This window comes from Brevundimonas sp. (assembly GCF_046295075.1).
Lineage (GTDB): Bacteria > Pseudomonadota > Alphaproteobacteria > Caulobacterales > Caulobacteraceae > Brevundimonas.
The window spans coordinates 40,043-61,939 of sequence record NZ_JBKBOC010000009.1 but is presented as its reverse complement, the minus strand read 5'-3'; the positions used below and the strand labels follow the sequence as shown (position 1 = coordinate 61,939).

General features: G+C 66.5%; 23 protein-coding genes. 13 read left to right on the top strand and 10 right to left on the bottom strand.

From position 1 onward, the window contains the following. The first annotated feature begins 99 nt into the window (after nt 1-99). Entirely contained in the window at nt 100-2,952 is a 2,853-nt protein-coding gene (locus ACK4MH_RS09240; protein WP_409717301.1) for a M16 family metallopeptidase, read from the top strand. 285 nt (nt 2,953-3,237) lie between these two features. Here the strand turns inward: ACK4MH_RS09240 and yihA are convergent, their stop codons facing one another. From yihA to rpmH, 4 genes are read right to left on the bottom strand one after another with little or no spacing between them, the layout of a single operon-like run. Then, the gene (gene yihA, locus ACK4MH_RS09235) at nt 3,238-3,891 is read right to left on the bottom strand and encodes a ribosome biogenesis GTP-binding protein YihA/YsxC (RefSeq protein ID WP_409717299.1); all 654 of its coding nucleotides are present in this window, start codon (nt 3,889-3,891) and stop codon (nt 3,238-3,240) included. Continuing rightward, the gene (gene yidC / locus ACK4MH_RS09230) at nt 3,888-5,684 is read right to left on the bottom strand and encodes a membrane protein insertase YidC (protein ID WP_409717297.1); all 1,797 of its coding nucleotides are present in this window, start codon (nt 5,682-5,684) and stop codon (nt 3,888-3,890) included. The genes yihA and yidC overlap by 4 nt, the downstream gene beginning before the upstream one ends. After that, the gene (gene rnpA / locus ACK4MH_RS09225) at nt 5,681-6,097 is read right to left on the bottom strand and encodes a ribonuclease P protein component (protein WP_159847677.1); all 417 of its coding nucleotides are present in this window, start codon (nt 6,095-6,097) and stop codon (nt 5,681-5,683) included. The genes yidC and rnpA overlap by 4 nt, the downstream gene beginning before the upstream one ends. Nucleotides 6,098-6,128: 31 nt before the next feature. Then, nucleotides 6,129-6,263 carry a 50S ribosomal protein L34 gene (gene rpmH, locus ACK4MH_RS09220; protein WP_003164000.1) on the bottom strand — a complete coding sequence of 45 codons (135 nt, stop codon included), beginning with the start codon at nt 6,261-6,263 and terminating at the stop codon, nt 6,129-6,131. Nucleotides 6,264-6,389: 126 nt separating this feature from the next. Here rpmH and ACK4MH_RS09215 point away from each other — a divergent pair, with 126 nt between their 5' ends. Together ACK4MH_RS09215 and ACK4MH_RS09210 are read left to right on the top strand one after the other, a co-directional pair. Beyond that, nucleotides 6,390-7,139 (top strand): TVP38/TMEM64 family protein, encoded by a 750-nt coding sequence (locus tag ACK4MH_RS09215; protein ID WP_409717295.1) that lies wholly within the window; start codon nt 6,390-6,392, stop codon nt 7,137-7,139. Next, nucleotides 7,136-8,608: a sensor histidine kinase gene (locus tag ACK4MH_RS09210; RefSeq protein ID WP_409717293.1), complete on the top strand. Its 1,473-nt coding sequence runs from the start codon at nt 7,136-7,138 to the stop codon at nt 8,606-8,608. The genes ACK4MH_RS09215 and ACK4MH_RS09210 overlap by 4 nt, the downstream gene beginning before the upstream one ends. Before the next feature lie 6 nt (nt 8,609-8,614). On the opposite strand, the gene ACK4MH_RS09205 is transcribed toward ACK4MH_RS09210, so the two are convergent. Then, nucleotides 8,615-8,878: a hypothetical protein gene (locus ACK4MH_RS09205; protein ID WP_135194411.1), complete on the bottom strand. Its 264-nt coding sequence runs from the start codon at nt 8,876-8,878 to the stop codon at nt 8,615-8,617. Between the two features lie 152 nt (nt 8,879-9,030). Between ACK4MH_RS09205 and ACK4MH_RS09200 the strand changes: the two genes are divergently transcribed. Further along, nucleotides 9,031-9,528, top strand: coding sequence for a hypothetical protein (locus ACK4MH_RS09200; protein ID WP_409717291.1), 498 nt, complete (start codon nt 9,031-9,033; stop codon nt 9,526-9,528). 13 nt (nt 9,529-9,541) lie between these two features. Here ACK4MH_RS09200 and ACK4MH_RS09195 read toward each other — a convergent pair whose 3' ends face one another. The 3 genes from ACK4MH_RS09195 to ACK4MH_RS09185 all read right to left on the bottom strand — a co-directional run bounded on the left by ACK4MH_RS09195 (nt 9,542) and on the right by ACK4MH_RS09185 (nt 13,585). Continuing rightward, nucleotides 9,542-10,177, bottom strand: a complete 636-nt coding sequence (locus ACK4MH_RS09195) for a glutathione S-transferase family protein (protein WP_409717289.1) — start codon at nt 10,175-10,177, stop codon at nt 9,542-9,544. A 48-nt stretch (nt 10,178-10,225) separates the two neighbouring features. Continuing rightward, a complete protein-coding gene (locus tag ACK4MH_RS09190; RefSeq protein ID WP_135194408.1) occupies nt 10,226-11,275 on the bottom strand; it encodes a ribonucleotide-diphosphate reductase subunit beta in 1,050 nt (349 codons plus the stop codon). Nucleotides 11,276-11,458: 183 nt separating this feature from the next. Next, a complete protein-coding gene (locus ACK4MH_RS09185; RefSeq protein ID WP_409717287.1) occupies nt 11,459-13,585 on the bottom strand; it encodes a response regulator in 2,127 nt (708 codons plus the stop codon). A gap of 130 nt (nt 13,586-13,715) precedes the next feature. On the opposite strand from ACK4MH_RS09185, the gene ACK4MH_RS09180 reads away from it, so the two are divergent. From ACK4MH_RS09180 to ACK4MH_RS09155, 6 genes are all read left to right on the top strand, one after another. Then, nucleotides 13,716-14,504, top strand: coding sequence for a nucleotidyltransferase family protein (locus ACK4MH_RS09180; protein WP_135194406.1), 789 nt, complete (start codon nt 13,716-13,718; stop codon nt 14,502-14,504). 11 nt (nt 14,505-14,515) lie between these two features. Continuing rightward, the gene (locus ACK4MH_RS09175; RefSeq protein WP_409717284.1) at nt 14,516-15,289 is read left to right on the top strand and encodes a metallophosphoesterase; all 774 of its coding nucleotides are present in this window, start codon (nt 14,516-14,518) and stop codon (nt 15,287-15,289) included. Nucleotides 15,290-15,370: 81 nt separating this feature from the next. Next, a complete protein-coding gene (locus ACK4MH_RS09170) occupies nt 15,371-15,829 on the top strand; it encodes a hypothetical protein (protein WP_409717282.1) in 459 nt (152 codons plus the stop codon). Between the two features lie 80 nt (nt 15,830-15,909). After that, on the top strand, nt 15,910-16,491 hold the full coding sequence (locus ACK4MH_RS09165; RefSeq protein ID WP_409717280.1) for a hypothetical protein: 582 nt from the start codon (nt 15,910-15,912) through the stop codon (nt 16,489-16,491). 79 nt (nt 16,492-16,570) lie between these two features. Continuing rightward, nucleotides 16,571-17,203, top strand: a complete 633-nt coding sequence (locus ACK4MH_RS09160; RefSeq protein WP_409717278.1) for a LysE family translocator — start codon at nt 16,571-16,573, stop codon at nt 17,201-17,203. A 99-nt stretch (nt 17,204-17,302) separates the two neighbouring features. Beyond that, nucleotides 17,303-17,875 carry a CC0125/CC1285 family lipoprotein gene (locus ACK4MH_RS09155; protein WP_409717276.1) on the top strand — a complete coding sequence of 191 codons (573 nt, stop codon included), beginning with the start codon at nt 17,303-17,305 and terminating at the stop codon, nt 17,873-17,875. 42 nt (nt 17,876-17,917) lie between these two features. Here the strand turns inward: ACK4MH_RS09155 and ACK4MH_RS09150 are convergent, their stop codons facing one another. Then, nucleotides 17,918-18,685: a DUF6065 family protein gene (locus ACK4MH_RS09150; RefSeq protein ID WP_409717274.1), complete on the bottom strand. Its 768-nt coding sequence runs from the start codon at nt 18,683-18,685 to the stop codon at nt 17,918-17,920. Between the two features lie 37 nt (nt 18,686-18,722). Here ACK4MH_RS09150 and ACK4MH_RS09145 point away from each other — a divergent pair, with 37 nt between their 5' ends. Further along, entirely contained in the window at nt 18,723-19,235 is a 513-nt protein-coding gene (locus ACK4MH_RS09145; RefSeq protein ID WP_409717273.1) for a prolyl-tRNA synthetase associated domain-containing protein, read from the top strand. 14 nt (nt 19,236-19,249) lie between these two features. Here ACK4MH_RS09145 and ACK4MH_RS09140 read toward each other — a convergent pair whose 3' ends face one another. Continuing rightward, entirely contained in the window at nt 19,250-19,984 is a 735-nt protein-coding gene (locus ACK4MH_RS09140) for a DUF4440 domain-containing protein (protein ID WP_409717271.1), read from the bottom strand. Between the two features lie 313 nt (nt 19,985-20,297). On the opposite strand from ACK4MH_RS09140, the gene ACK4MH_RS09135 reads away from it, so the two are divergent. Next, nucleotides 20,298-21,206, top strand: coding sequence for a tetratricopeptide repeat protein (locus tag ACK4MH_RS09135; RefSeq protein WP_409717269.1), 909 nt, complete (start codon nt 20,298-20,300; stop codon nt 21,204-21,206). A gap of 11 nt (nt 21,207-21,217) precedes the next feature. Next, nucleotides 21,218-21,874, top strand: coding sequence for an LON peptidase substrate-binding domain-containing protein (locus ACK4MH_RS09130; RefSeq protein WP_135194399.1), 657 nt, complete (start codon nt 21,218-21,220; stop codon nt 21,872-21,874). Nucleotides 21,875-21,897 lie beyond the last annotated feature (23 nt).

Genomic DNA, 21,897 nt, shown 5'->3' with positions numbered 1-21,897 from the left:
GCGGCGAACATGAACCTTTGGTCATGTTTCATTCCGTCGCGTTGCCACACGGCAGACCAGCGTTATGGTCCGAACCAACTGCAATCCTGAGGATCTCGCATGCGCCGCACCGGCTCTCTCGTCGCCGCCGCCGCCCTTCTGGCGGTTTCAACCCCTGTCTGGGCCTCTGTCGCGCCCGCCCCGGCCGCCCAGGCGGCTGCGCCCGCCGTCCAGGCGGCGCCGGTCGCCGATCTGGTCGCCGAAGTCGATATTCCCTACACCAAGTTCACCCTGGACAACGGCCTGACCGTCCTGGTCCACGAGGACCACAAGGCCCCGGTCGTCGCCGTGTCGGTCTGGTACAATGTCGGCTCCAAGGACGAGCCGGCCGGCAAGACCGGCTTTGCACACCTGTTCGAGCACCTGATGTTCGGCGGGTCCGAGAATGCGCCGGGCAGCTATTTCACCCCGATGCGCAACATGGGCGCGACGGACATGAACGGGACGACCTGGTTCGACCGCACCAACTATTTCGAGACGGTCCCGACCCCCGCGCTGGAACAGGCCCTGTTCATGGAAAGCGACCGCATGGGCTACATGCTGGGCGCCATCAGCCAGGAGACGCTCGATCTGCAGCGCGGCGTGGTCCAGAACGAGAAGCGCCAGGGCGACAACCAGCCCTATGGCCTGAACCAGTACAAGCAGCTGGAAGCCCTGTTCCCCGAAGGCCACCCCTATCGCCATTCGACCATCGGCTCGATGGCCGACCTGGACGCGGCCTCGATGCAGACGGTGCGCGACTGGTTCACCTCGAACTACGGTCCCAACAACGCGGTGCTGGTGCTGGCCGGCGACATCACGCCCGCCAAGGCGCGCGAACTGACCGAGAAATATTTCGGCCCCATCGCCAAGGGTCCGGTCAACACCCCCGCCCAGGCGCCGATCCCGACCCTGCCGGCGCCGGTCAACGAAACGACGCACGACCGCGTCTCCAACGCCCAGGTCGAGATCAGCTGGGTCGTGCCCGGCATGCTGGACGCGGATTCGGTGCCGCTCAGCGTGGGCGCCTCGGTGCTCGGCGGTCTGGCCAGCTCGCGCCTGGACAATGAGCTGGTGCGCGGCGACCAGAGCGCCGTTTCGGTCAGCGCCTCGAACGGCGCCTATCACCGCGTCGGCATCTTCGAAATCTCCGCGACCGTGAAGCCCGGTGAAGACCCGGCCGCCGTCGAGGCCCGCACGCGCGAAATCCTGAACGGCCTGATCGCCAACGGCCCGACGCAGGACGAGATCAACCGCGTCGTGACCCAATACGCCTCGCGTCGCATCCAGGGCCTGGAACAGGTCGGCGGCTTCGGCGGCAAGGCCACGGCGCTTGCGGAAGGCCAGCTCTATGCCGGCGATCCCGAGTTCTACAAGAAGCAGCTGGCCGCCTATGCGGCGGTGACGCCAGCCCAGGTCCAGGCGGCGATGCAGAAGTGGCTGACCCGCCCGGCCTATACGCTGACGACGCTGGTGGGCGAGCGTGAAGCCTATGCCGAGGCCGCCGAGGCCCCGTCGGGCGCCAACCATACGCCGGCGCCGGAAATCCAGCGCGTCGCCCGCATGGCCAAACCCGAGATCGGCCAGGTCGCCAACGTCGACTTCCCGGCCGTCGAACGCGCCCGCCTGTCGAACGGCATGGAGGTGATCTACGCCCAGCGCGACGCCGTGCCCGCGACCAAGATCGCCATCGACTTCGACGCCGGCCTCGCCGCCGACGACCGGGCGAAACTGGGCCTTCAGACCCTGATGCTGGACCTGATGGACGAGGGCACCCGCACCCTGAACGCCACGCAACTGGCCGAGGCCCAGGAAGCGCTGGGCGCCAGCATCACCACCGGCGCGACCATGGATCGCTCGGTCGTGCAGCTGTCCGCGGTCACGCCGAACCTGAAGCCGTCGGTTGACCTGCTGGCGGACGTGGTGCGCAACCCCGCCTTCGCCTCGGCGGAGCTGGAGCGCCTGCGCGCCACCCGCCTGTCGCGCATCGCCGCCGAACGCACCCAGCCGGCCGCCCTGGCCAGCCGCGCCCTGCCGGAACTGATGTACGGCGCGGACAGCCCCTATGGCCGTCCGTTCAGCGGCAATGGCGACGAGACCAGCGTCAAGGCCATCACCGAGGCCGACATCCGCACCGACTACGCTCGCTGGATCCGTCCGGACAACGGCAAAATCTTCGTCGTGTCGGACCGTCCCCTGTCCGAGATCACGCCGGTCCTGGACGCCGCCTTCGGCCAGTGGGTCCCACCCGCATCCGCCAAGGCGGTCAAGGACTTCTCGGCCCCGATCCCGGCCGCGACGCCCAAGATCGTGCTGATCGACCGTCCGCAGTCGCCCCAGTCCTACATCATGGGCGGTGAAGTGCTGGCGGCATCAGGCACGGACGATCTGCTGATGCTGAACGCCGCCAACAATGTGCTGGGCAACGACTTCCTGTCGCGGATCAACTCCGACCTGCGCGAGACCAAGAGCTGGTCCTACGGCGTCAACGCCTCGGTCGCCGGCTTTGCGGGACGTGTGCCCTATCTGGTCACCGCCCCGGTCCAGGCCGACAAGACCGGCCCCGCCATCGAAGCCCTGAACCTTCAGTTCAACGACTTCTTGAAGGGCGGCAAGGGCGTCACGCCGGCCGAGCTGGAGCGGACCATCAACGGCAACACTCGCCGTCTGGCCGGCAGCTACGAGACCTCGGCGGCCGTCCTGGGCGCACTGCGCTCCAACGACCTGCTGGGTCGTCCGGACGACTATCCGGAAACCATCGCCGCCCGCACCAACGCCCTGACGGCGGCGCAACTGGACGAGGCCGCCAAGGCCGCCATCGACCCGTCCAGATTCGTCTGGGTCGTCGTCGGCGACGCTTCGGTGGTCAAGCCGCAACTGGACGCCCTGGGCATCCCCGTCGAGGTCCGCTCGGCGGCCGGCGCCGCCCAGTAGGGCGACGACAGTCCAGAACGACGAAGGCCCGGAGAGCGATCTCCGGGCCTTTTTCTTTGGCTGTTTCGGCGTTGAATATTGGTTGTCGATCAGCGTTTCCCGCGGCAGCGGGCTTGAGATGCGGTCGGGTTCATCACGGCGATCACAACGGCTTCACCACGCACACAACGAGACCGCGCGCGTTGGAGTTCGTCGTGAGATCGCTGTGTCCGTTGTGATGAAACGACCCTCTATCGGCCCCGTGCCGCCGTGAGCGGCTCGCCAGAGAGTGGCGGGAGCGAATTGTCAGTCGGTCGTCGCGCCGGTCGTGCGCATGATCTCGGCGCGCAGTTCGGGCAGGCCCAGGCCCTTTTCCGACGAGGTCAGCAGCACCACGGGGAAGGCGGCGGGACGTTTGGAGATGGCCTTCAGCGTGGCTTCCTGCACGACCTCGCCCTCGCCCTTCTTCAGCTTGTCGGCCTTGGTCAGGACGATCTGATAGCTGACGGCGGCCATGTCCAGGGCGTCCAGCGCCTCCTTGTCCACGCTCTTTAAACCGTGACGGCTGTCGATCAGCAGATAGACCCGCTTCAGCGTCACCCGACCGCGCAGATAGTCGCGACCCAGGTCCTGAAACTTCTTGACCGTGGTCTTGGACGCCTTGGCCCAGCCGTAGCCGGGCAGATCGACCAGACGCATCCGCCCGTCCAGGTCGAAGAAGTTGACCTCGCGCGTCCGGCCCGGCTCGTTGGAGGCGCGGGCCAGCTTGTGCATGCCGACCAGGCCGTTGATCAGGCTGGACTTGCCGACGTTGGAGCGGCCGGCGAAGGCGATCTCGGGCAGGTTCGGCTCGGGCAGTTGCTCGATCTTGGCCGCGCCCATGATGAAGGTCGCGGGCCGCGCGAACAGAACCCGCGCGGCCTCGATTTCCTCGGGCGTGAACTCGGTTTCGTCGATCACGCCGGTGACTTCTTGAACCGGGCGAAGAACGTATCGATCGGGTTCTCGGCCTTGTAGCGGTGCATGATGATGTACTGCTGCAGAATGGTCAGGACGTTGGACCAGGCCCAGTAGATCAGCAGGCCGGCAGCGAACGGGGCCATGATGAAGGTGAACAGCAGCGGCATGAACTGGAAGATTTGACGCTGGATCGGATCGGTCGCCGGCGGGTTCATCGCCGTCTGCAGCCACATGGTCAGGCCGTAGGCGATGGCCAGCAGGCCCAGATGAAGCGGGCCGGCCAGCAGGCCGCCGATCAGTGGCGCCATCGACGGATCCCACGGGATCAGGCCGAACAGGTTCCAGATCGACGACGGATCGCGCGCCGACAGGTCGTTGATGAAGCCCAGGAAGGGCTGGTGGCGCATTTCGATGGTGACGGTCAGCACCTTGTACAGGGCGTAGAAGACGGGGATCTGCAACACCAAAGGAAGGCAACCCGCGACCGGATTGATCTTTTCCTTCTGATACAGGGCCATCGTCTCCTGCTGCTGCTTCTGCGGGTCGTCTTTGAACTTCTTCTTGATCTCCTCCATCTTGGGCTGGAGGTTCCGCATCTTGGACATGCTGGCGTAGGCGTTGTTAGCCAGCGGGAACATCACCAGCTTGACGATGACGGTCAGGGCCAGAATGGCGACGCCGAAGCTGCCGACCACGCCATAGACGTTCTCCAGAATCCAGAAGATCGGGCGCGTCAGGAACCAGAACATGCCCCAGTCGATCGCATACACGAAGCGCGGCAGGCCCAGGCTTTGCTCATAGGACTTCAGCACCTCGGCGCGCTTGACCCCGGCGAACAGACGCTGGGTCTCGGTCGCGGTCGCGCCGGGCTGGATGGTGCGGGTCGTGCCCAGCACATTGGCTTCCAGCTGCTGCGCGCCGTTCAGTTCGCGCACGCGGAACTCGGTTTCGACCGCCTCGTCCTGCTGGGGCAGCAGGGCCGCCAGCCAGTATTTGTCGGTGATGCCCAGCCAGCCGCCGGTCGAGGCGTTCTCGATACGGGGCTCCTTCAGCCAGTCCTTGTACTTCTTCTGCTCGGTCCGATACTCGCCCGGCTTGCCGAAGGTGCCGATCGCGCCCTCGTGGACGATGTGCGACGACCCGGCTGCGGGCGGGACGCCCTGGCGCTGGACGCTGCCGTAAGGCGCGATGGTGATCGCCTGCGTCCCCAGGTTCTGGACCGTGTCCTGAACCGAGAAGACATATCGATCATCGACCGACATCACGCGGGTGAAGCGCAGACCCTGGCCGTTGTCCCAGGTCAGGGTGATCGGCGTGGTCGGCGTCAAGGACGACCCGTTCGTCAGACGCCAGACGGTGTTGGGTCCGGGCACGCCGCCGGCGACGTTGGGACCGGTCCAGCCGAACTGGGCGAAATAGGCGTTCTGCATCCCCTGCGGGCGGAACAGCTCGACCGGCTGCGGCTTGTCCTGGACCTCGCGATAGTCGGTCAGGAACAGGTCGTCGATCCGGCCGCCCTGAAGCGACAGCGAGCCCTTCAGGGTGCCGGACTGGATCGGCACCCGCGCGGCGGTGCTAAGTGCCTGGCTGCGGTCGGTGACGAAGGTCGGGCCCTGAGGGCTGAGCGCAGTGCGCGCAGCGTTGTCGGCGGTCTGCGACTGCTCGGCCTGGGCCTGCTGCTGCACCGCACGACGCTCGGCCTGCGGACGCAGCACGGCGAAATAATAGATCCCCATGATCAGGGCCGAGCACACGATGAAGATGATCGTGTTGCGCGTGTTCTCGTTTTTCATGGATTCTGGCGGTCCTGGCCGGATGGGGCGCGGGCGGGCGAGGGCTTGGCTGCCCCCCGATCATGTCGCGGTGTCGCCAGCCTTGTAAGCGTCGATTTCACGTCGTCAAGCAGACGGTCCCACGCACGCTCGGTCGTGCCCATGCGGGCGATGAAGACATAGTCGCTGCCGGGCACGCCGTGCTGGGCCAGCATGGCCCGCGCAGCCTCGCGCAGACGGCGTTTGGCGCGATTGCGAACCACCGCGCCGCCGACCTTTTTCGTGGCGGTGAAGCCCAGGCCGATGTGCGGCGAACCGTCGCCGCGCTCCAGACGCTGAATCACCACGGCGCCGCGCGCCTCGGAAACGCCTTTGGCGGCCGCCAGAAACTGGGGCCGCCGCAACAGACGTTTGATCTGTAAAAGGTCGCTCATGCGTCCAAATGGTCCGGACGCTGAAAGCCGCTTACGCCGTCAGGCGCTTGCGGCCCTTGGCGCGACGGCGCGCAACAATCTTCTGGCCGTTCTTGGTGGCCATCCGGCTGCGGAAGCCGTGACGGCGCTTGCGCACGAGTCGCGACGGCTGATAGGTCCGCTTCACGGTCGGCTCCTGACGTTAAAAGGTTGGGCGACGGGGCAAGAGGCGTCCGTCGCAGGAAGGGCGGGCGTATAAGTCGCATGTCCGCGTGAGTCAACGCTCGGACGGCATTTCGGGAACGATGAACGGATGGCGAAACGAACGGCGAAGGAATGGAGCTTGCGGCTGCTGCCGCTCGCGGCCATCGCCGGCCTGGTGGTCGCCTTCTTCGCCCTGGGCTGGAACCGCTATCTGTCGATGGACCTGATCCGCGAGCACGGGCTGAACCTTCAGGCCTATGCGCGCGCGCACTGGTGGACGGCGCTGGCCGCCTTCATCGCCGTCTATGCCCTGGCTACCGCCTCGACCATCCCTGGGCCGGTCTTCCTGACCCTGCTGGGGGGAATGATGTTCGGGCCCTATGTCGGCGCCCTGGCCCAGGCGACGGGAGCCACCATCGGCTCGGTCGTCATCTATTATGTGTACCGCACCGCGATTGGCGCCTGGCTTCGCGCCAAGTTCGAGGCCGACGCCGGTTTCATGGATCGGCTGGCCAAAGGCATCGACCGCAACGCCTTCACCACCCTGTTCACCCTGCGCGTGATCCCCAGCGTGCCCTTTGTTCTGGTCAACGCCACGGCGGGGATGATGGCGGTGCCGTTGCGGCCCTATGTGATCGCCACCTTCATCGGCCTGTTGCCGTCCACCTTCATCTACACCTGGATCGGCTCGCAACTGGGCGACCTGCTGCGCGCCGGCGTGCGGCCAGACCTGCCCATGCTGCTGCAACAGTTCTTCTGGCCGCTGATGGGGGTGGTCTTCCTGTCCCTGCTGCTGCCCATCGGCATCAAGCTGTTCCAGATGGTCCGCGCACGACGTAACGCAGGGGCGCCGGCATGAGCGCCCTGTTCGACCGGATCGCCACACGGCTGAACCTGACGCCGGAACAGGCGACCCTGTGGCGCGAACGTCTCACGCCCCGCGCGCCGGACGGGCTGTCGGCGCGGCTCTTGCTGCTGACGGTCGCCTTCACCCTGGCGGTCGAGGCCCTGATCATGGGACCGAACCTGGCGGCCTTCCACGAGCGTTGGCTGCGCGACCGGCTCCAGGCCGCCGAACTGGCCTCGGTCGGGGTCGAGGCCCTGCCTTATAGCGCCGTAGAGGACGACACCGCCGCCGAACTGATGCGGATCGGCGGGGTCCAGGCCGTGGCCCTGACCGAACAGGGGGTGCGCCGCCTGCTGCTTCAGGCCCCCAACCTGCCCCGTGCGCCCGAACTGATCGACCTGCGGCGTCAGGACAGCTGGGGGCGGTTGACCGACCCCTGGCGCACCCTGTTCGGCCATCCGGATCGCTCGCTGCGGGTCCAGGCCAAGCCGCGCTATCGCTCGGGCGACTTCATCGAGATCGTCACCCCGGCCCAGCCGCTAAAACTCGAACTGAAGGCCTTTTTGCTGAACAGCCTTCTGGTGTCGCTGTTAGTCTCCCTGACGGCGGGCGCCCTGCTCTATGGCGGTCTGGCGCTTCTGGTGCTGCGCCCTCTGCGCCGCGTCACCCGATCCATGGAACGGTTCGCCGCCGATCCAGAGAGCGAGGCAGAGGCGCCGTCCGACCGGCACGACGAGATCGGCCGGGTCGAACGCGAGCTCAGCCGCATGCAGGAAGAGGTGCGCCATTCGCTGCGTTCGCGCGCCCGCCTGGTGGCGCTGGGCGAGGCGGTGGCCAAGATCAATCACGACCTGCGCAACATGCTGACCTCGGCCCAGATGGCGTCCGAGCGGCTGGCGACCTCGGCCGACCCCCAGGTGGCCAAGGCCCTGCCCCGGCTTGAGCGCGCGCTGAGCCGCGCCGCCAACCTGTCGCGCAATGTGCTGGAGTACGGCCGCAGCGAAGAGCCCGCCGCCCAGAAGACCCGCGTCGTCCTGACCAAGGCCCTGACCCTGGCGGCCGAGGATGCGGGGCTGGAGCCGGAGGGCGTGGCCCTGGTCAAGCAACTGCCGCCGCGCTTCGCCGTCGGGGCCGACCCGGACCAACTGTATCGCATCCTGGTCAATCTGATGCGCAACGCCCGCCAGGCCATCGAGGCCGATCCAGCCCGCCCGCCGCAGCGGCGCGGCAAGGGCGCGATCACGGTCAGCGCCTTCGGCGAGGGCGGCTTCTGCGTCGTCCGCATCGCCGACGACGGCCCCGGCATCCCGCCGCGCCTGGCCGAACGCCTGTTCGAACCCTTCGTCAGCTCCAAGAGCTCGGACGGCTCAGGCCTGGGCCTGACCATCTCGCGCGAACTGGCCGCCCTAAACGGCGGCGATCTGCGGCTGATCGAGACGGACGGCGCAGGCGCGGTGTTCGAACTGCGCCTGCCCGACTGACAGGCCTTATTCCAGTCCGTCGTCGGACACGACGAAGGGGCGGTTCTCGGCCTTGGCCTGGGCCGCCAGCTCGTCCTGGACCAGATGCCAGCGTCGCAACCGCTCGTAGTCGATGGCGTGTTCCGGCGAGGCGTCCAGCCAGTGGCGGAAGTCCTCGATCTGAAGTCGGGCGTTGGGCGCGGCGGTATCGGGCAGGGCCGGCACGTTCGGCAACTGGCGCGCGACATCGGCGGGAATGGGGAAGTCACCGGACGAGGTGCTGAGGATCATGCGTCTTCTCGGATGCGGAAACGGTCGGGGAGGTTGAGACCATGCCGTGAAGCTCGGCCACGCGCCACCTTTTCATGACTGCGGCGTTTTGCAATGGAGCGGCTTATGGCCAAGCTCGGTCCGACAACGGCCCGCATTCAGGAGACACGTCCATGATCGTTCGCACTTCCCTCTCCGTCCTGATGCTGGCGGCGGCGCTGGCTAGCCCGGTTCAGGCGCAGACGACCCCGCCCACGGCGCCCGATCCCTATCGCGATCAGCGCGCCCTGCCCGATCCGGCTGACCCCGCCGCCCGTGACGCCCTGCTGAAGGCGCGGGGCGAGGCCTACCACCGCGCGAGCGACGATCAGCAGACCGAAGAGGAACTGCGCACCACCCGCGCCCTCAACGACGAGATCGCGGCCCAGAACGCCCTGGCCGAAAAGGCCGACGAGGCGGCCCGTCTGGACTATGACGCCGCCCTGGCCCGGCATCAGATCGAGGTCAGCCAAGGCGAGGAACGGGCCCGCGCCGCCGCCGAGAGCGCCCGCGCGAGCCAGGCGAAATACGACAGCGATTACGCCGCCTGGCAGGAGCAGGTGCGACTTTGCCGCTCAGGCTTCCGCGAGGCCTGCACCGCACGGCCGGCCTGGGTCAGGCCGGCGCAATGACCGAGGCCGGCCGCTACCCCTCCTCAGCCTTCGCCTCGGCGATCAAGGCGTCATCGATCGCTCGCGCACTGACGGCCGCCGGACGCGCCGCAATCCGCTCGGCATAGGCCTGGAAGGCGGGGCGGGCAGGCAGGCTCTTGAACATCAGCCCCCAGGCGATCTGGCTGCCGACATAGACGTCGGCGGCGGTGAACCGATCGCCCAGCAGCCACGGGCTCTTGTCCAGCGCATGCTCCAGACCATCAACGACCTGATCGAACGAACCATAGCCGACCATGGCGGCTTTCTCGGCGGGCGGCAGTTGGCCGAGCGACTTGGCCGTCACCGCCGCCTCGACGGGGCCGGCGGCGAAGAACATCCAGCGATAGTACAGCCCCCGCAATGGGTCGTCGGTCGCAGGGGCCAGACCGGCGTCAGGGAAGGCGTCGGCCAGATAGGCGCAGATGGCGGCGCACTCGGTCACAACGACGCCGCGGTGCGTGATCGCCGGCACCTTGCCCATCGGGTTGATCGCCAAATAGTCGGGCGATTTCATTCCCGCATAATCGACCACGACGGTGCGATACGGCTGGCCTGCCTCCTCCAGCATCCAGCGGACGATCCGTCCGCGAGACATGGGGTTGGTGTAGAAGACGATCTCGTCGGTCATGGCGCTCTCCCTTATCGAGGAGAGCTTACGCCCATGCGGGAGGACGTGTCAGCCCGCGACCAGGCTCATGTCGCGACGCGCCATCATGCGGTCGAACTCGGTCCAGACGCCTTCGACCCCGTGCCAGTCCCCTTGCGTCGCCGCCTTGGAATATTCGGTGGCGCGCGCCTCGAAGAAGTTGGCGTGTTCGACGCCCGACAACAGCGATTGCAGCCAGGGCAGCGGGTTTTCCTTCACGCCGAACACTTCCGGCAGCTTCAGCTGACGCAGGCGCCAGTCGGCGATGAAGCGGATATATTGCTTGATGTCCTCAGGCGTCATGCCCTGGACCGAGCCCATCTCGAAGGCCAGGTCGATGAACTTGTCCTCCATGTTCACCACCGTCTTGCAGCAGTCGACGATATCGTCGGCCACAGTCTTGGTGACGGCGCCCGTCTCCTTGTTGAAGGCGTGGTACAGCTTGATGATGCCCTCGCAGTGCAGGCTTTCATCGCGCACCGACCAGGACACGATCTGGCCCATGCCCTTCATCTTGTTCTGACGCGGGAAGTTCATCAGCATGGCGAACGACGCGAACAGCTGAACGCCTTCCGAGAAACCGCCGAACATGGCCAGGGTCCGGCAGATGTCGGCGTCGGAATCGACGCCGAACTTGCCCATATAGTCGTGCTTGTCCCGCATGGCCTCATATTCCATGAAGGACCCGAACTCGCTCTCGGGCATGCCGATGGTTTCGAGCAGCAGGGCGTAGGCCGCGATATGGATGGTCTCCATATTGCCGAAGGCGGCCAGCATCATCTTCACCTCGGTCGGTTTGAAGACCCGGCCGTAGCGCTCCATGTAGTTGTCCTGAACCTCGATGTCCGCCTGGGTGAAGAAGCGGAAGATCTGGGTCAGCAGGTTGCGTTCGCCGTCGTTCAGCGTGGACGCCCAGTCCTTGATGTCCTCGCCCAGCGGCACCTCTTCCGGCATCCAGTGGACCTGCTGCTGCTTCTTCCACATGTCGAACGCCCACGGATAGCGGAACGGCTTGTAGGCGGCGGAAGGGGTCAGCAGACCGGCGCGTTCGGGAAGGATGATCGGGGTGATGGCGTTCATCGAACTGGACCTGAAACGATTCCGGAGAGGCGTTCACCATGCGACTCTCGAACCCCGGCGCCAAGTCGAATTTGGTCTATGTTGCGTCACATTTTCTGACAGACGCTATATCTGGTAGATTTGCCTCAGGATTCTGGGGAGGGAGCTGGGGACGAATTCATATCCTCCAGCCACGCTTGCGCCTCACGCGGCCTGGGCGGCGTCCACCCGCTCGGCGACCGCATCGAACACGGCCTCGATGGCGGCGTAGAGTTTGGCTTGGGTGACGGGCTTGGCCAGATGGCCGTCCATGCCGGCGGCGATGCAGCGCGCAGCGTCCTCGGGCATGGCCTCGGCGGTGACGGCCAGGACCGGCACGTCGCGCAAGGGGGTGTCCAGGGCGCGAATGGCGCGGGTGGCGGCCATGCCGTCCATCACCGGCATCCGCACATCCATCAGCACCAGATCGAAGGGCTGGACCGCCAGCGCCGCCAAGGCCTGTTCGCCGTCCGCCGCCTCTGCGGTTTCGCAATCGGCGGCCTGGAGCATGATCCGCAGCAGGTCGCGATTGGCCGGATGGTCGTCTACGATCAGGATGCGCGTCCGCCGGCTGTGCAGCGGCGCGGATTCCGGCCCCTCGACGGCTTCGACCACCGCAGCGGGGACCGTCAGAGTGAAAGTCGAACCGCCCCATTGGGTGCTTTCGACCACGACGGCGCCGCCCAGACAGACGATGTGGTTCTTGGCCAGGGCCAAGCCCACGCCGGCGCCTTCGTGCGCCCGGCTGGTGGTGGCATCCCCCTGTTCGAACAGGCCGAAGACGCCTGCGCGGGTCTGTTCGTCCATGCCGCAACCGGTGTCGGACACGACGATGGACAGGCCGTCCTCGATCCGATCCACGACGACGGTCACGCTGCCGCGCCCGGTGAATTTGACGGCGTTGTTCACCAGGTGATGCACGGATTGGCGCAGGCGCCGGGCGTCGATCATCACCTGGCCCTCGGCCTCGGGCGCGATAGTGAGGGCGAAATCCAGCCCCTTGATCACGGCCCATTCGCGCGAAGGGGCGACCGCTTCCTCGATCATCTGGCGCACGTCGTTGGCCTTTGGCGTCACCTCGGCGCCGCCGCGCGACACCTCCAGCAGATCCTCGACCAGACGCAGCATCGTCTCGCCGCAATGCCGGACGGCGTCGACCTGACGCAGGCCCTCTTCGTCCATGCAGGGACGACGCGACAACAGATCCGCATAGCCGGTGATGCCGGTCAGGGGCGTGCGCATCTCATGGCTCATCATAGCCAGGAACCGGCCCTTGACGGCATAGGCCGCCTCGGCGCGCTGACGGGCCGAAAGCGCCGCCTGCGTGCGCGCCTTCAGCCGCTCCACCAGACGACGGCGCTCGGTGGACAGGGTGGTGATGGGCAGGGCCGTGGCGACCACGCACAGCAGGAACAGATGAAAGACGTTCATCTGGCGCATGACCGTGGGCAGAGCGTCCAGAACCGGGTCGTGCGTCAGACGGGTCAGGACGATCGGTCCATGACCGCTGAGCGTCGCCACGCCACCGATCGCGGCGACCATCACCACCGCGCCCGCCGTCGTCGGGGGACACAGGCGGAAAGCGAGCAGGATAAGGGGCGGGAAGATCGCAAACATGATCGGCGCCGAGGACTGGGAGAAGACCCACACGCTGACGCCCCCGACCAACGCCAGCAGGGCGGCGGCCTCGGTCAAGGTGGCCTGGGCGTCGTCCCGGAAACGATGGTTGCGGGCCAGCAGCAACAGGGACGGCGTGACGATCATCATCGCCAGCATCTCCATGTCGAACAGGTGGTGCATGCGGAAGCCCAGCGTGCCCGGCACCTTCCAGCTCAGCAGGATAGCGACTCCGCCCGCCAGCAGGGTGCTGAGCAGGACCGCAGGGGCGGCGGCGCAGACGGCGAAGCGGAACAGGCGCCAGGGCCGGCGCATATCCAGCGCGGCGCCGCAGAAGCGACGCGCCAAAAGGACGGCGACGACCACCTGGGTCATGTTCAGGGCGACATTGGTGAACATCATCAAGACGGGGCCGCCCCGCACGATGTTGCCGATCAGATTGATGACGGCGCAGGCGGCCATCACGGCGACAGCCGGGCGGCGATGAAGTTGAAGGACGGCGGCCAGAAGCACGGCGTTGGCGGGCCACAGGACGGTGGCGCCGAAGGTGTTCATGCTCCACTGACCCACCGCCAGGCACAGGACGAACAGCGCGACATAGGCGTAAGGGGGCGGTCCTGCCGCCCTGCCGGCTTCATGGCGGAAGAACCGCCAGCGCCCGCCTTCTGCGTTCACCCACTTCAATCCCATGACGGAACAGTGACATGCAGGAGTTAAGGATCCCGTAGCGGTCGGACTAGGTAGTAATGCGGAACCGCCGTTCAGCGTCGCCGTTTCCCTGCCCTCGCAGGAAGGGCCCGAACCGATGTCAGATGTGATCGCCGAACCGACGTTCGAACCGCCTGCGGACGCCCTGGCCTTCTATGAGGAAAGCCTGCGCCTGCTGAAGGAAAGCGGCATCCCTTTCTTGCTGTCCGGCACCTATGCGGTCACGGCCTATACGGGCATCCGCCGTCCGACCAAGGACCTGGATGTCTTCTGCAAGCCCGGCGACTATCCCCGCATCCTAGCCTTCTTCCAGAAGCACGGCTACCGCACCGACGTCGAGGACGAGCGCTGGATCGCCAAGGTCTGGAAGGACGAGAAACACTTCTTCGACGTCATCTTCGCCATGTCCAACGGCACCATCGCCGTGTCCGACAGCTGGTTCAGCGAGGACCGGATCACCGTCTATGGCCATCAGGTCCAGATCACCCCGCCGACGGCCCTGATCCTGTCCAAGGTCTTCATCCAGGACCGCTATCGCTACGACGGCGCCGACGTGAACCACGTCATCCTGAAACAGTCCGACGCCATCGACTGGAAGAGCCTGCTGGACCAGATGGACCTCTATTGGGAGGTGCTGGCGGCGCATCTGCTGAACTTCCGTTTCGCCTATCCGACCGAGCGCGACCGGATTCCGCGCTGGCTGATGGAGGAGTTGGTCGAGCGGCTGACGGCCCAGATCGACCTGCCGGCGCCGCGCGTGAAGGTCTGTCGCGGCCGTCTGTTCAGCCCGCGCGACTATGTCGCCGACGTCGCCGAATGGGGCTTTGGCGACGTGGTCGGCAAGGGGCTGGAGGAACGCCACGACCCCGTCAACCTGGGCCACTAAAGGAGGCCAGAATGACCGACGCCATCCCGGACCCGCAGACCACCCAGCCCGGCCTGGAGCCCGGCCCCGCCAGGAAGATGCGCGTCGCCGCCGTCGGCGACCTGCATGTGGGCGAGGCCACCGAGCACAACTATCGTGACCTGTTCGAACGGGTATCGGACGATGCGGACGTGCTGTGCCTGTGCGGCGACCTGACCAACTACGGCAAGACGCCCGAGGTCGAGCGGCTGCTGGAAGACCTGAAGCTGTGCAAGATTCCGATGGTCGGCGTCCTGGGCAATCATGAGCATGAATGCGGCCAGCCCGAGCATGTGACCAGGATGCTGACCGACGCCGGGGTCAGGATGCTGACCGGCGAGGCCTATGAGATCGACGGCGTCGGCTTCGCGGGCGGCAAGGGGTTCGTCGGGGGCTTCGGCCGCTACATGCTCAGCTCGTTCGGCGAGGCCTCGGTCAAGCGGTTCGTCCAGGAGGCGGTCGAGGACGCCAATCTGATCGAGAACTCGATCCGCATGCTGCGCACCGAGCGCTCGGTGGTGCTCTTGCACTATGCGCCCGTGGTCGAGACGGTGATGGGCGAACCGCCCGAGATCCACGCCTTCCTGGGCTCGTCGCGTTTAGCCGAGACCATCGATCGCTACGACAATGTCAGCCTGGTCGTGCATGGGCACGCCCATCGCGGCGGGCCGGAGGGGCGCACCAACAAGGGGGTGCCGGTCTATAATGTCGCCCTGCCCGTGCTGAAGACATTGGGCGACACGCCCTATCGGGTCTTTGAAATCTGATCCGGGTGTAGGAGTGTGCCGCCCGAGGCGGATACTTGAGCCTTATCTCTGGTCGCGAAGCGGCCTGTTTCGGAGTTTCCCATGCGTCTTCTGTCTTCCGTCGCGGCCGTCGCCGCCCTGGCCCTGACCACCCCGGCCTTCGCCGCCGGTCAGGCCGCCGCGCCCCAGGCCGCACCCGCCCCTGCCGCAGCCCCCGCGCCGGCTGAAGAAGCGGACAGCCCGGAAGAGGCCGCCTTCGAAGCCAAGAGCGACGCTTTCAGTGAAAAAATGGAGACTATGGCCACCGAAATGCGGGCCGCAGCCGCCCAGACGGACAAGTCTAAGGCCAAGACCGATCTCGACGCCCTCCAGACCCGTTATCAGCCTGAAGTCGACACCTTTGCCGATGAGTTTCAGACCTTTGCCGTCAGCCAAGGTGCGCCAGCTGAACAGATGGCCGTCGTCGCCCAACAGATCAAAGGCATCCCGATGCAGGCGCGCACCCAGATAGAACAGGCCGCCGCCGCGCCGGCCGTCGCCACACCCGCCCAACCTCAGTAAGCCGCGCCTTACCGCGATTTCACTTGAGACGGGGCGGCGCAGGGTCGAGTTTGCACGGGTCATTCAACGGGAGCCCTCCCATGATCCGTCTGCTCAGCCTGACCGCCGCCCTGGCGCTCCTGCCCCTGTCCTCCGCCCTGGCCCAGGACGGGACGCCCGCCCCCGAATCCGCCGAAGTCCGGTTGGAAACCGCCGCCTCCGCCTTTGAGGCGCGCATGGAAGCGTTCGGCGAACGCGCCGAGGCCATCTCCGAGGACAAAAGTCTGAGCGAGAGCGTGCGCGGCCAGCGCGTCGCCGCCCTGTGGGCCGAATATGCGCCCGACGTGGCCGCCTTCACCGCCGAGGCGACCAAACACGCATCCGAGATCGCCGCCCAGGCGCTGAAGGACATCGACGTCGACGCCCTGGTCGCCGACGCCCTGAACAGTCCCGAGGTCAAACAGGCGATCGAGGAGGGCGTACATAAGGGCGTCGTCACCGCCAACGGCATCGCTGAGAACAGCGCCTGGACCAATCCGACCCCCGAGCAGATGGAAACCTACAGCCTGGTCGCCCAATACGCCCTGGACCAGGCCGCCGACGCCGTCGTCGAGGACGACATGGCGGCCGAGGTTCCCGAAGCGCCGGAGCCGCCCGCACCCCCCGTGCGTCCGACGGCGTAATCCATCGTCTCCTCTCCCTCTTGTGAGGAGGAGACACAGACGCTTGACCGCGCCGACCTAAGCAGCGACATCGCGCCGCATGTCCGCCCTGCCCGTCGATCCGCACCTCTATTCCACCTTCCTCGGCGTGATGGCGGTGATGGCGATCACGCCGGGCCCGGCCAATCTGTTCGCGGTGGCGACCGGCGTCGAGAAGGGTCGCGCCTCGGCCCTGGTCGGGGTGGTCGGCATGAATGCGGCGACCCTGGTGTGGTTCGGCGCGGCGGCCCTAGGTCTGGGCGCCCTGGTCAAGGCCTTTCCCGCCGCCTTCAAGGTGATCGCCATCCTGGGCGCCGTCTATGTGGCCTGGCTGGGGATCAAGGCCCTGCGCGGCGCCTTCGCAACCGCCGCCCAGCCTGACCACGTCGTCGTCAAGAAGGGGCGCAGCGCCCTGATCGACGGGTTCGCCGTCCAGATCGCCAACCCCAAGGCCATCCTGTTCTTCACCGCCGTCCTGCCGCCGTTCGTAGACGTGAACCGGCCGGTCGCGCCGCAGCTGGCCCTGTTCGCCGTCGCGGTGATCGGCATGGATATGATGTCGATGAGCGCCTACGCCCTGTCTGGCGCGGCCCTGTCGCGTCGCATGCAGCAGCCCCGGTTCAAGCGCGGCTTCGGCATCTTCGTCGGCGCCCTTTTGCTGACCGCTTCGGTCCTGATCGCCCTGCGCATCTAGACGCGACCGCGCTTCGTCCTAGATTGAGGGGGAACGCCGCCATTCATGCTCCGTTCAGCCGTCAGCGCGCCCGAATGGGCGATCAAGGAGTTTGATGTCATGAAAGCCCTTCCAATGAAGACCCTGGCGATGACGGTCGCCGCCGGCCTCGCGCTGGCGGCCTGCGCCACCGCCACCCCGTATCAGCCCGCAGGCTTCAACGGCCAGCGCGGCGGCTATGCCGAGCAGCGTCTGGAAAACGACCGGTTCCGCGTCAGCTTCTCGGGCAACTCGCTGACCTCTCGCGAGCAGGTCGAGCAATCGCTGTTGCTGCGCTCGGCCGAACTGACGGTCGAGAGCGGTTATGACTGGTTCTCGACCGTCAACCGCGCCACCGACCGCGACACCCGCTTCGTCGGCACGCCTGACCCGTTCTACTCGGGCTACAACCGCTTCTACAGCCCCTACTGGGGTCCGTCGTGGCGCTACTATCGCGGCGGCTTCTGGAGCCCGTGGGATCGTTATGGTCCTTGGGGCGCCAACGACTTCGACGTGCGTCAGGTCGATCGCTTCGAGGCCAACGCCGAGATCGTGCTGGGCCGCGGACCCAAGCCGGCCGGCGACCCCAACGCCTTCGACGCCCGCGAGGTGATCCAGAACCTGGGCCCGCAGGTTACGCGACCGGCGGCGTAAGACAAAAGCCCCTCTCCACGGCGTGGAAAGGGGCTTTTTCTTTTAACCCACGCGCGGCGACTTCAGCCGGCGCTTGTTGGAGTGGGTGGCCGGCGCCGTGCCCAGGGCCTCGGGCACCTCGCCCTTGAAATAGTAGCGCTGCCACGCCTCCTTGGCCGCGTCGGGATCGCCGCCGGCAAGCCGCTGGTTGAAGTCGGTGCGGGCGCGGTTCCAGGCCTCGAACTGCCCCTTCATCACCGGATTGGAGTCCAGGGTGCGGATGATCGGCTGGAACTGCTCGACCTTCTTGTGCTCGATCAGATTGATGAAGCAGAAGGGCTCGCCCTTTTCGAAGGTGATCCGGCCCGGCCGGGTGAAGATCCAGTTCATCGTGAAGGGGAAGGGCAGCCAATCGGTCTCGATCAGGCCGACCAGCGGCTGGATCCCGTCCTTCACATGGTTGGGCGACCCCGAGCACATCATCCCCCAGCCCGGCGGCGTGCGGAACAGATATTGCGGATGCATGGTCAGGACGCCGCGCGAGAAGTGCGAGGTGACGAAATGGTCCAGGTCGTGCTGGGGCCGGTCCGGCGTGATGACGATGTCTTCCTGGCGCGGCCCGCCGTTCCACTCGGCCGAGAAGCCGAACGGGCACAGGATCTCCCACCCCGTGGTGTTGGCCATGTTCAGCGGCAGGCACCGATAGGGATGGCGGCTGATGAAGGCGTCCATCCAGTTGCGCGACTGGCGGCCGGGGATCAGATCCGGCGGCCGGGCCGTCATCGGATAGCATTCCAGTTCCAGCGGGCGTGTCTTGACGGTATCGACCATGATCATTTCCTAACGCCCGAAACCCGACGGCTCAACCATGACTGACGAACCCCCTTTCGACCGCGAGACATTGACCGTCTGGCTGACCGCGAACGGCGTGGATCACGTCACCCACGACCACCCCGCCGTCTTCCGCGTCGAGGAGGGGCTGGACCTCAAGGCCGACCTGCCCGGCGCCCACACCAAGAACCTGTTCCTGAAGGATCACAAAGGCCGCCTCTGGCTGATCTCGGCCCGCCAGGACACGATCATCGACCTGAAGCGCGCCGCCGCCGCCATGGGCTCGGGCCGCCTGTCGTTCGGAAACGAGACCCTGATGTACGACACCCTGGGCGTCCGCCCCGGCTCGGTCACGGCCCTGGGCCTGATCAACGACACGGACCACCGCGTGACCTTCGTCCTGGATCGCCGCCTGTGGGAGGCGGACATCGTCAACTTCCACCCCCTGAGCAATACGGCGACGACGGCGCTGGATCAGACGGCGTTCCGGCGGGTGCTGGAATTGCTGGGGCGAGAGCCGGTGGTGGTGGATTTCGAAGCCCTGAACTGAGGCTTCCGACATTCCTAGCGTTGCCTTAGCGCCGTCGTCACCGCCTGGCCGCTGTCGAAAATCGTCACCTCGTCGCCCTTGAAGGCGAACTGAAGATCCCGGTCCGTCGCGGCGAAGCGCGCCTCGCTGACCGGAAAGAGGACCAGCGACAGATCGCCGGACAGCATCCGCAAACCCCGTCCCTCGACCGACAAGGTCATGTCGCCGAAGTCCTGCGACCGATACCGACCGGCGTATTGAGGCAGGCGCGCAGCATCGAACGCCGCATCGACGGGCGGCGGCGCATAGGGCGGCGGGCCGTGGTCGTAGCTGACCACCCGGGCCATCCGCCATCGCCCATCTTCGCGACGCCAGACATCGGCGAACCGGGCGCGGGCGCTGACATGCTCGGCCTTGCCGTCCTGATGGACGTAAAACTGATGGTCGCCGACGAGGAAGATGTTGCGGTCCGCCAGAGGGAAGGCCTTGACCGTGCCCTGGACGACTTCGCGGCGCAGATGTTGGCCCGCCGTCCCGCACGGCCCGGCCATCAGCGAAGCGACGATGGCGTCGCGCCCGCGCGTCAGGCCGGTGATGTCATGATAGAATTCCGCGTCCTCAGTGAAGGCGTCCGCCATCCGATCCCGGTCGCAGTTATTATAGGCGGCCCAGAAGGCCTCGTCTGCCCGCTCTACCTCGACGGCGGGGGTCGGGGGAGACTCAGGCCCGCCCGCCAGGAATGCCGCAAGGATCGCTGCGATGATGATCATGGCTTCTCACTCGAAACGATCCTGAACTCAGGCTCAGAGCATAAGAGGCGTCGGGCGGGCCGAACGGATGCAAGGCCGCCACATTCTCTTGGCGCCGCCGACTGCTTGAACACCGCGACCGAGGCCCCATCTCGCTGCTCAGGACCGATCAGCAGGGGAGCGGGCGGTGATTTCAGACGATTCAGACGAATTGGACTCTGTTTTTCGCGGCCCGAGTCTGAAATCTCGGCGCGACCTTATCGCCGCTTGATGCCGACGCATCCCGACGCCATCTGAACCGTTGAACCTGACCGACCCTGCACGGACTTCGCCCATGACACTGCTCGATCCGACCCTGACCCCCGGCCACTCTGGCGACGACCTGATCAAGGAAGGCACCGACGCCTCCTTCATGACCGACGTCATCGAGGCGTCGAAGCATCAGCCGGTCATCGTCGACTTCTGGGCGACTTGGTGCGGACCGTGCCGGACCCTGGGCCCGGCGCTGGAGAAGAATGTGCGCGCCGCCAAGGGGGCGGTGAAGATGGTCAAGATCGATGTGGACGCCAATCCGGCCTATGCGGGCCAGCTGCGGGTGCAGTCGATCCCCACCGTCTACGCCTTCGTCGACGGCCAGCCGGTGGACGGTTTTCAGGGCGCGATCCCCGACAGCCAGATCAAGGCCTTTATCGACAAGCTGACCGGCGGCCAGGGTGGATCGACCGAGACGGCGCAACTGCTGGAGCTGGGCGAGGAATCGCTGGGCCTGAACGACTTCGGCGGCGCGGCCCAAGCCTTCGCCCATGTCCTGTCGATCGAACCCGAGAACGAAAAGGCCATCGCCGGCATGGCGCGGGTCTATCTGGCGGGCGGCGATCACGAACAGGCGCTGCAGACCATCGCCATGGCGCCGCAGGACTCCAAGGAACCGTCGGTTCAAAGCGTGCGGGCGCAGCTGGCCCTGGCCGCGAAGGCCCCGAGCGGCGCTGCAACCGAACTGGAGGCCAAGGTCGCGGCCGATCCGAACGATCACCAGGCCCGGTTTGACCTGGCCGAGGCCCAGAGCGCGGCCGGTGATTTCCAGGGCGCGGTCGACAATCTGCTGCACATCATCAAGGCCGACCGCGAGTGGAACGAACAGGCGGCGCGCAAGCAGCTGCTGGTCATCTTCGAAGCGGCGGGCGTCAGTTCCGACGTGGCCAAGGACGGGCGGCGCCGGCTGTCGTCGATCCTGTTTTCGTAGGTTTGGAACCCATGCCGCAAGGTTATGTCCGCGCACTCGATCTGCCGCAGGTGATCCCGGTGTTCCCGCTGGGCGGGACCATCCTGCTGCCGCGCGGGCAACTGCCGCTGAACATCTTCGAGCCGCGTTATCTGAACATGGTGGACGACGCCATGGCGGGGGACCGGATCATCGGCCTGGTCCAGCCCAATGGCGGAACCCCTGCCCTGCCCAGCCTGTCCCCGATCGGCTGCGCCGGGCGGATCACCAGCTTCGCCGAGACCTCGGACGGGCGGTATCTGATTACCCTGACCGGAGTGTCGCGGTTCCGCATCGCCGCCGAGATGCCGTCCAAGGCGCCCTATCGCCAGATCCGCGCCGCCTTCGAGGCTTATGAATCCGATCTGGTCTCTCCGCCCGAAGAGCCGGATTTCGACCGCGAGGCCTTCCTGGACGCCCTGCGCGCCTATATGGCCCACCGCCTTTTGGATATCGACTGGGAGACGGCCGAGAGCGCGCCGATGGAGGCCCTGGTCAACAGCCTGTCGATGGCCCTGCCGTTCGAGCCGGCCGAGAAACAGGCGCTGCTGGAGGCCATGGGCCTGATGCCCCGCGCCGAAGCCCTGACCGCCCTGCTGCGCATTGACGCCGCCGACGCCGGTGACGACGCTGCGCCGTCCATGCAATAAGCGGCCACGCTTTCAGGAAACCG

Coding starts and splice junctions, on each gene's coding strand:
- ACK4MH_RS09240 (WP_409717301.1), top strand. CDS start 100: ATGCGCCGCACCGGCTCTCTCGTCGCCGCCGCCGCCCTTCTGGCGGTT.
- yidC (WP_409717297.1), bottom strand. CDS start 5,684: ATGAAAAACGAGAACACGCGCAACACGATCATCTTCATCGTGTGCTCG.
- rnpA (WP_159847677.1), bottom strand. CDS start 6,097: ATGAGCGACCTTTTACAGATCAAACGTCTGTTGCGGCGGCCCCAGTTT.
- ACK4MH_RS09215 (WP_409717295.1), top strand. CDS start 6,390: ATGGCGAAACGAACGGCGAAGGAATGGAGCTTGCGGCTGCTGCCGCTC.
- ACK4MH_RS09210 (WP_409717293.1), top strand. CDS start 7,136: ATGAGCGCCCTGTTCGACCGGATCGCCACACGGCTGAACCTGACGCCG.
- ACK4MH_RS09205 (WP_135194411.1), bottom strand. CDS start 8,878: ATGATCCTCAGCACCTCGTCCGGTGACTTCCCCATTCCCGCCGATGTC.
- ACK4MH_RS09200 (WP_409717291.1), top strand. CDS start 9,031: ATGATCGTTCGCACTTCCCTCTCCGTCCTGATGCTGGCGGCGGCGCTG.
- ACK4MH_RS09195 (WP_409717289.1), bottom strand. CDS start 10,177: ATGACCGACGAGATCGTCTTCTACACCAACCCCATGTCTCGCGGACGG.
- ACK4MH_RS09190 (WP_135194408.1), bottom strand. CDS start 11,275: ATGAACGCCATCACCCCGATCATCCTTCCCGAACGCGCCGGTCTGCTG.
- ACK4MH_RS09180 (WP_135194406.1), top strand. CDS start 13,716: ATGTCAGATGTGATCGCCGAACCGACGTTCGAACCGCCTGCGGACGCC.
- ACK4MH_RS09175 (WP_409717284.1), top strand. CDS start 14,516: ATGACCGACGCCATCCCGGACCCGCAGACCACCCAGCCCGGCCTGGAG.
- ACK4MH_RS09170 (WP_409717282.1), top strand. CDS start 15,371: ATGCGTCTTCTGTCTTCCGTCGCGGCCGTCGCCGCCCTGGCCCTGACC.
- ACK4MH_RS09165 (WP_409717280.1), top strand. CDS start 15,910: ATGATCCGTCTGCTCAGCCTGACCGCCGCCCTGGCGCTCCTGCCCCTG.
- ACK4MH_RS09160 (WP_409717278.1), top strand. CDS start 16,571: ATGTCCGCCCTGCCCGTCGATCCGCACCTCTATTCCACCTTCCTCGGC.
- ACK4MH_RS09155 (WP_409717276.1), top strand. CDS start 17,303: ATGAAAGCCCTTCCAATGAAGACCCTGGCGATGACGGTCGCCGCCGGC.
- ACK4MH_RS09150 (WP_409717274.1), bottom strand. CDS start 18,685: ATGGTCGATACCGTCAAGACACGCCCGCTGGAACTGGAATGCTATCCG.
- ACK4MH_RS09145 (WP_409717273.1), top strand. CDS start 18,723: ATGACTGACGAACCCCCTTTCGACCGCGAGACATTGACCGTCTGGCTG.
- ACK4MH_RS09140 (WP_409717271.1), bottom strand. CDS start 19,984: ATGATCATCATCGCAGCGATCCTTGCGGCATTCCTGGCGGGCGGGCCT.
- ACK4MH_RS09135 (WP_409717269.1), top strand. CDS start 20,298: ATGACACTGCTCGATCCGACCCTGACCCCCGGCCACTCTGGCGACGAC.
- ACK4MH_RS09130 (WP_135194399.1), top strand. CDS start 21,218: ATGCCGCAAGGTTATGTCCGCGCACTCGATCTGCCGCAGGTGATCCCG.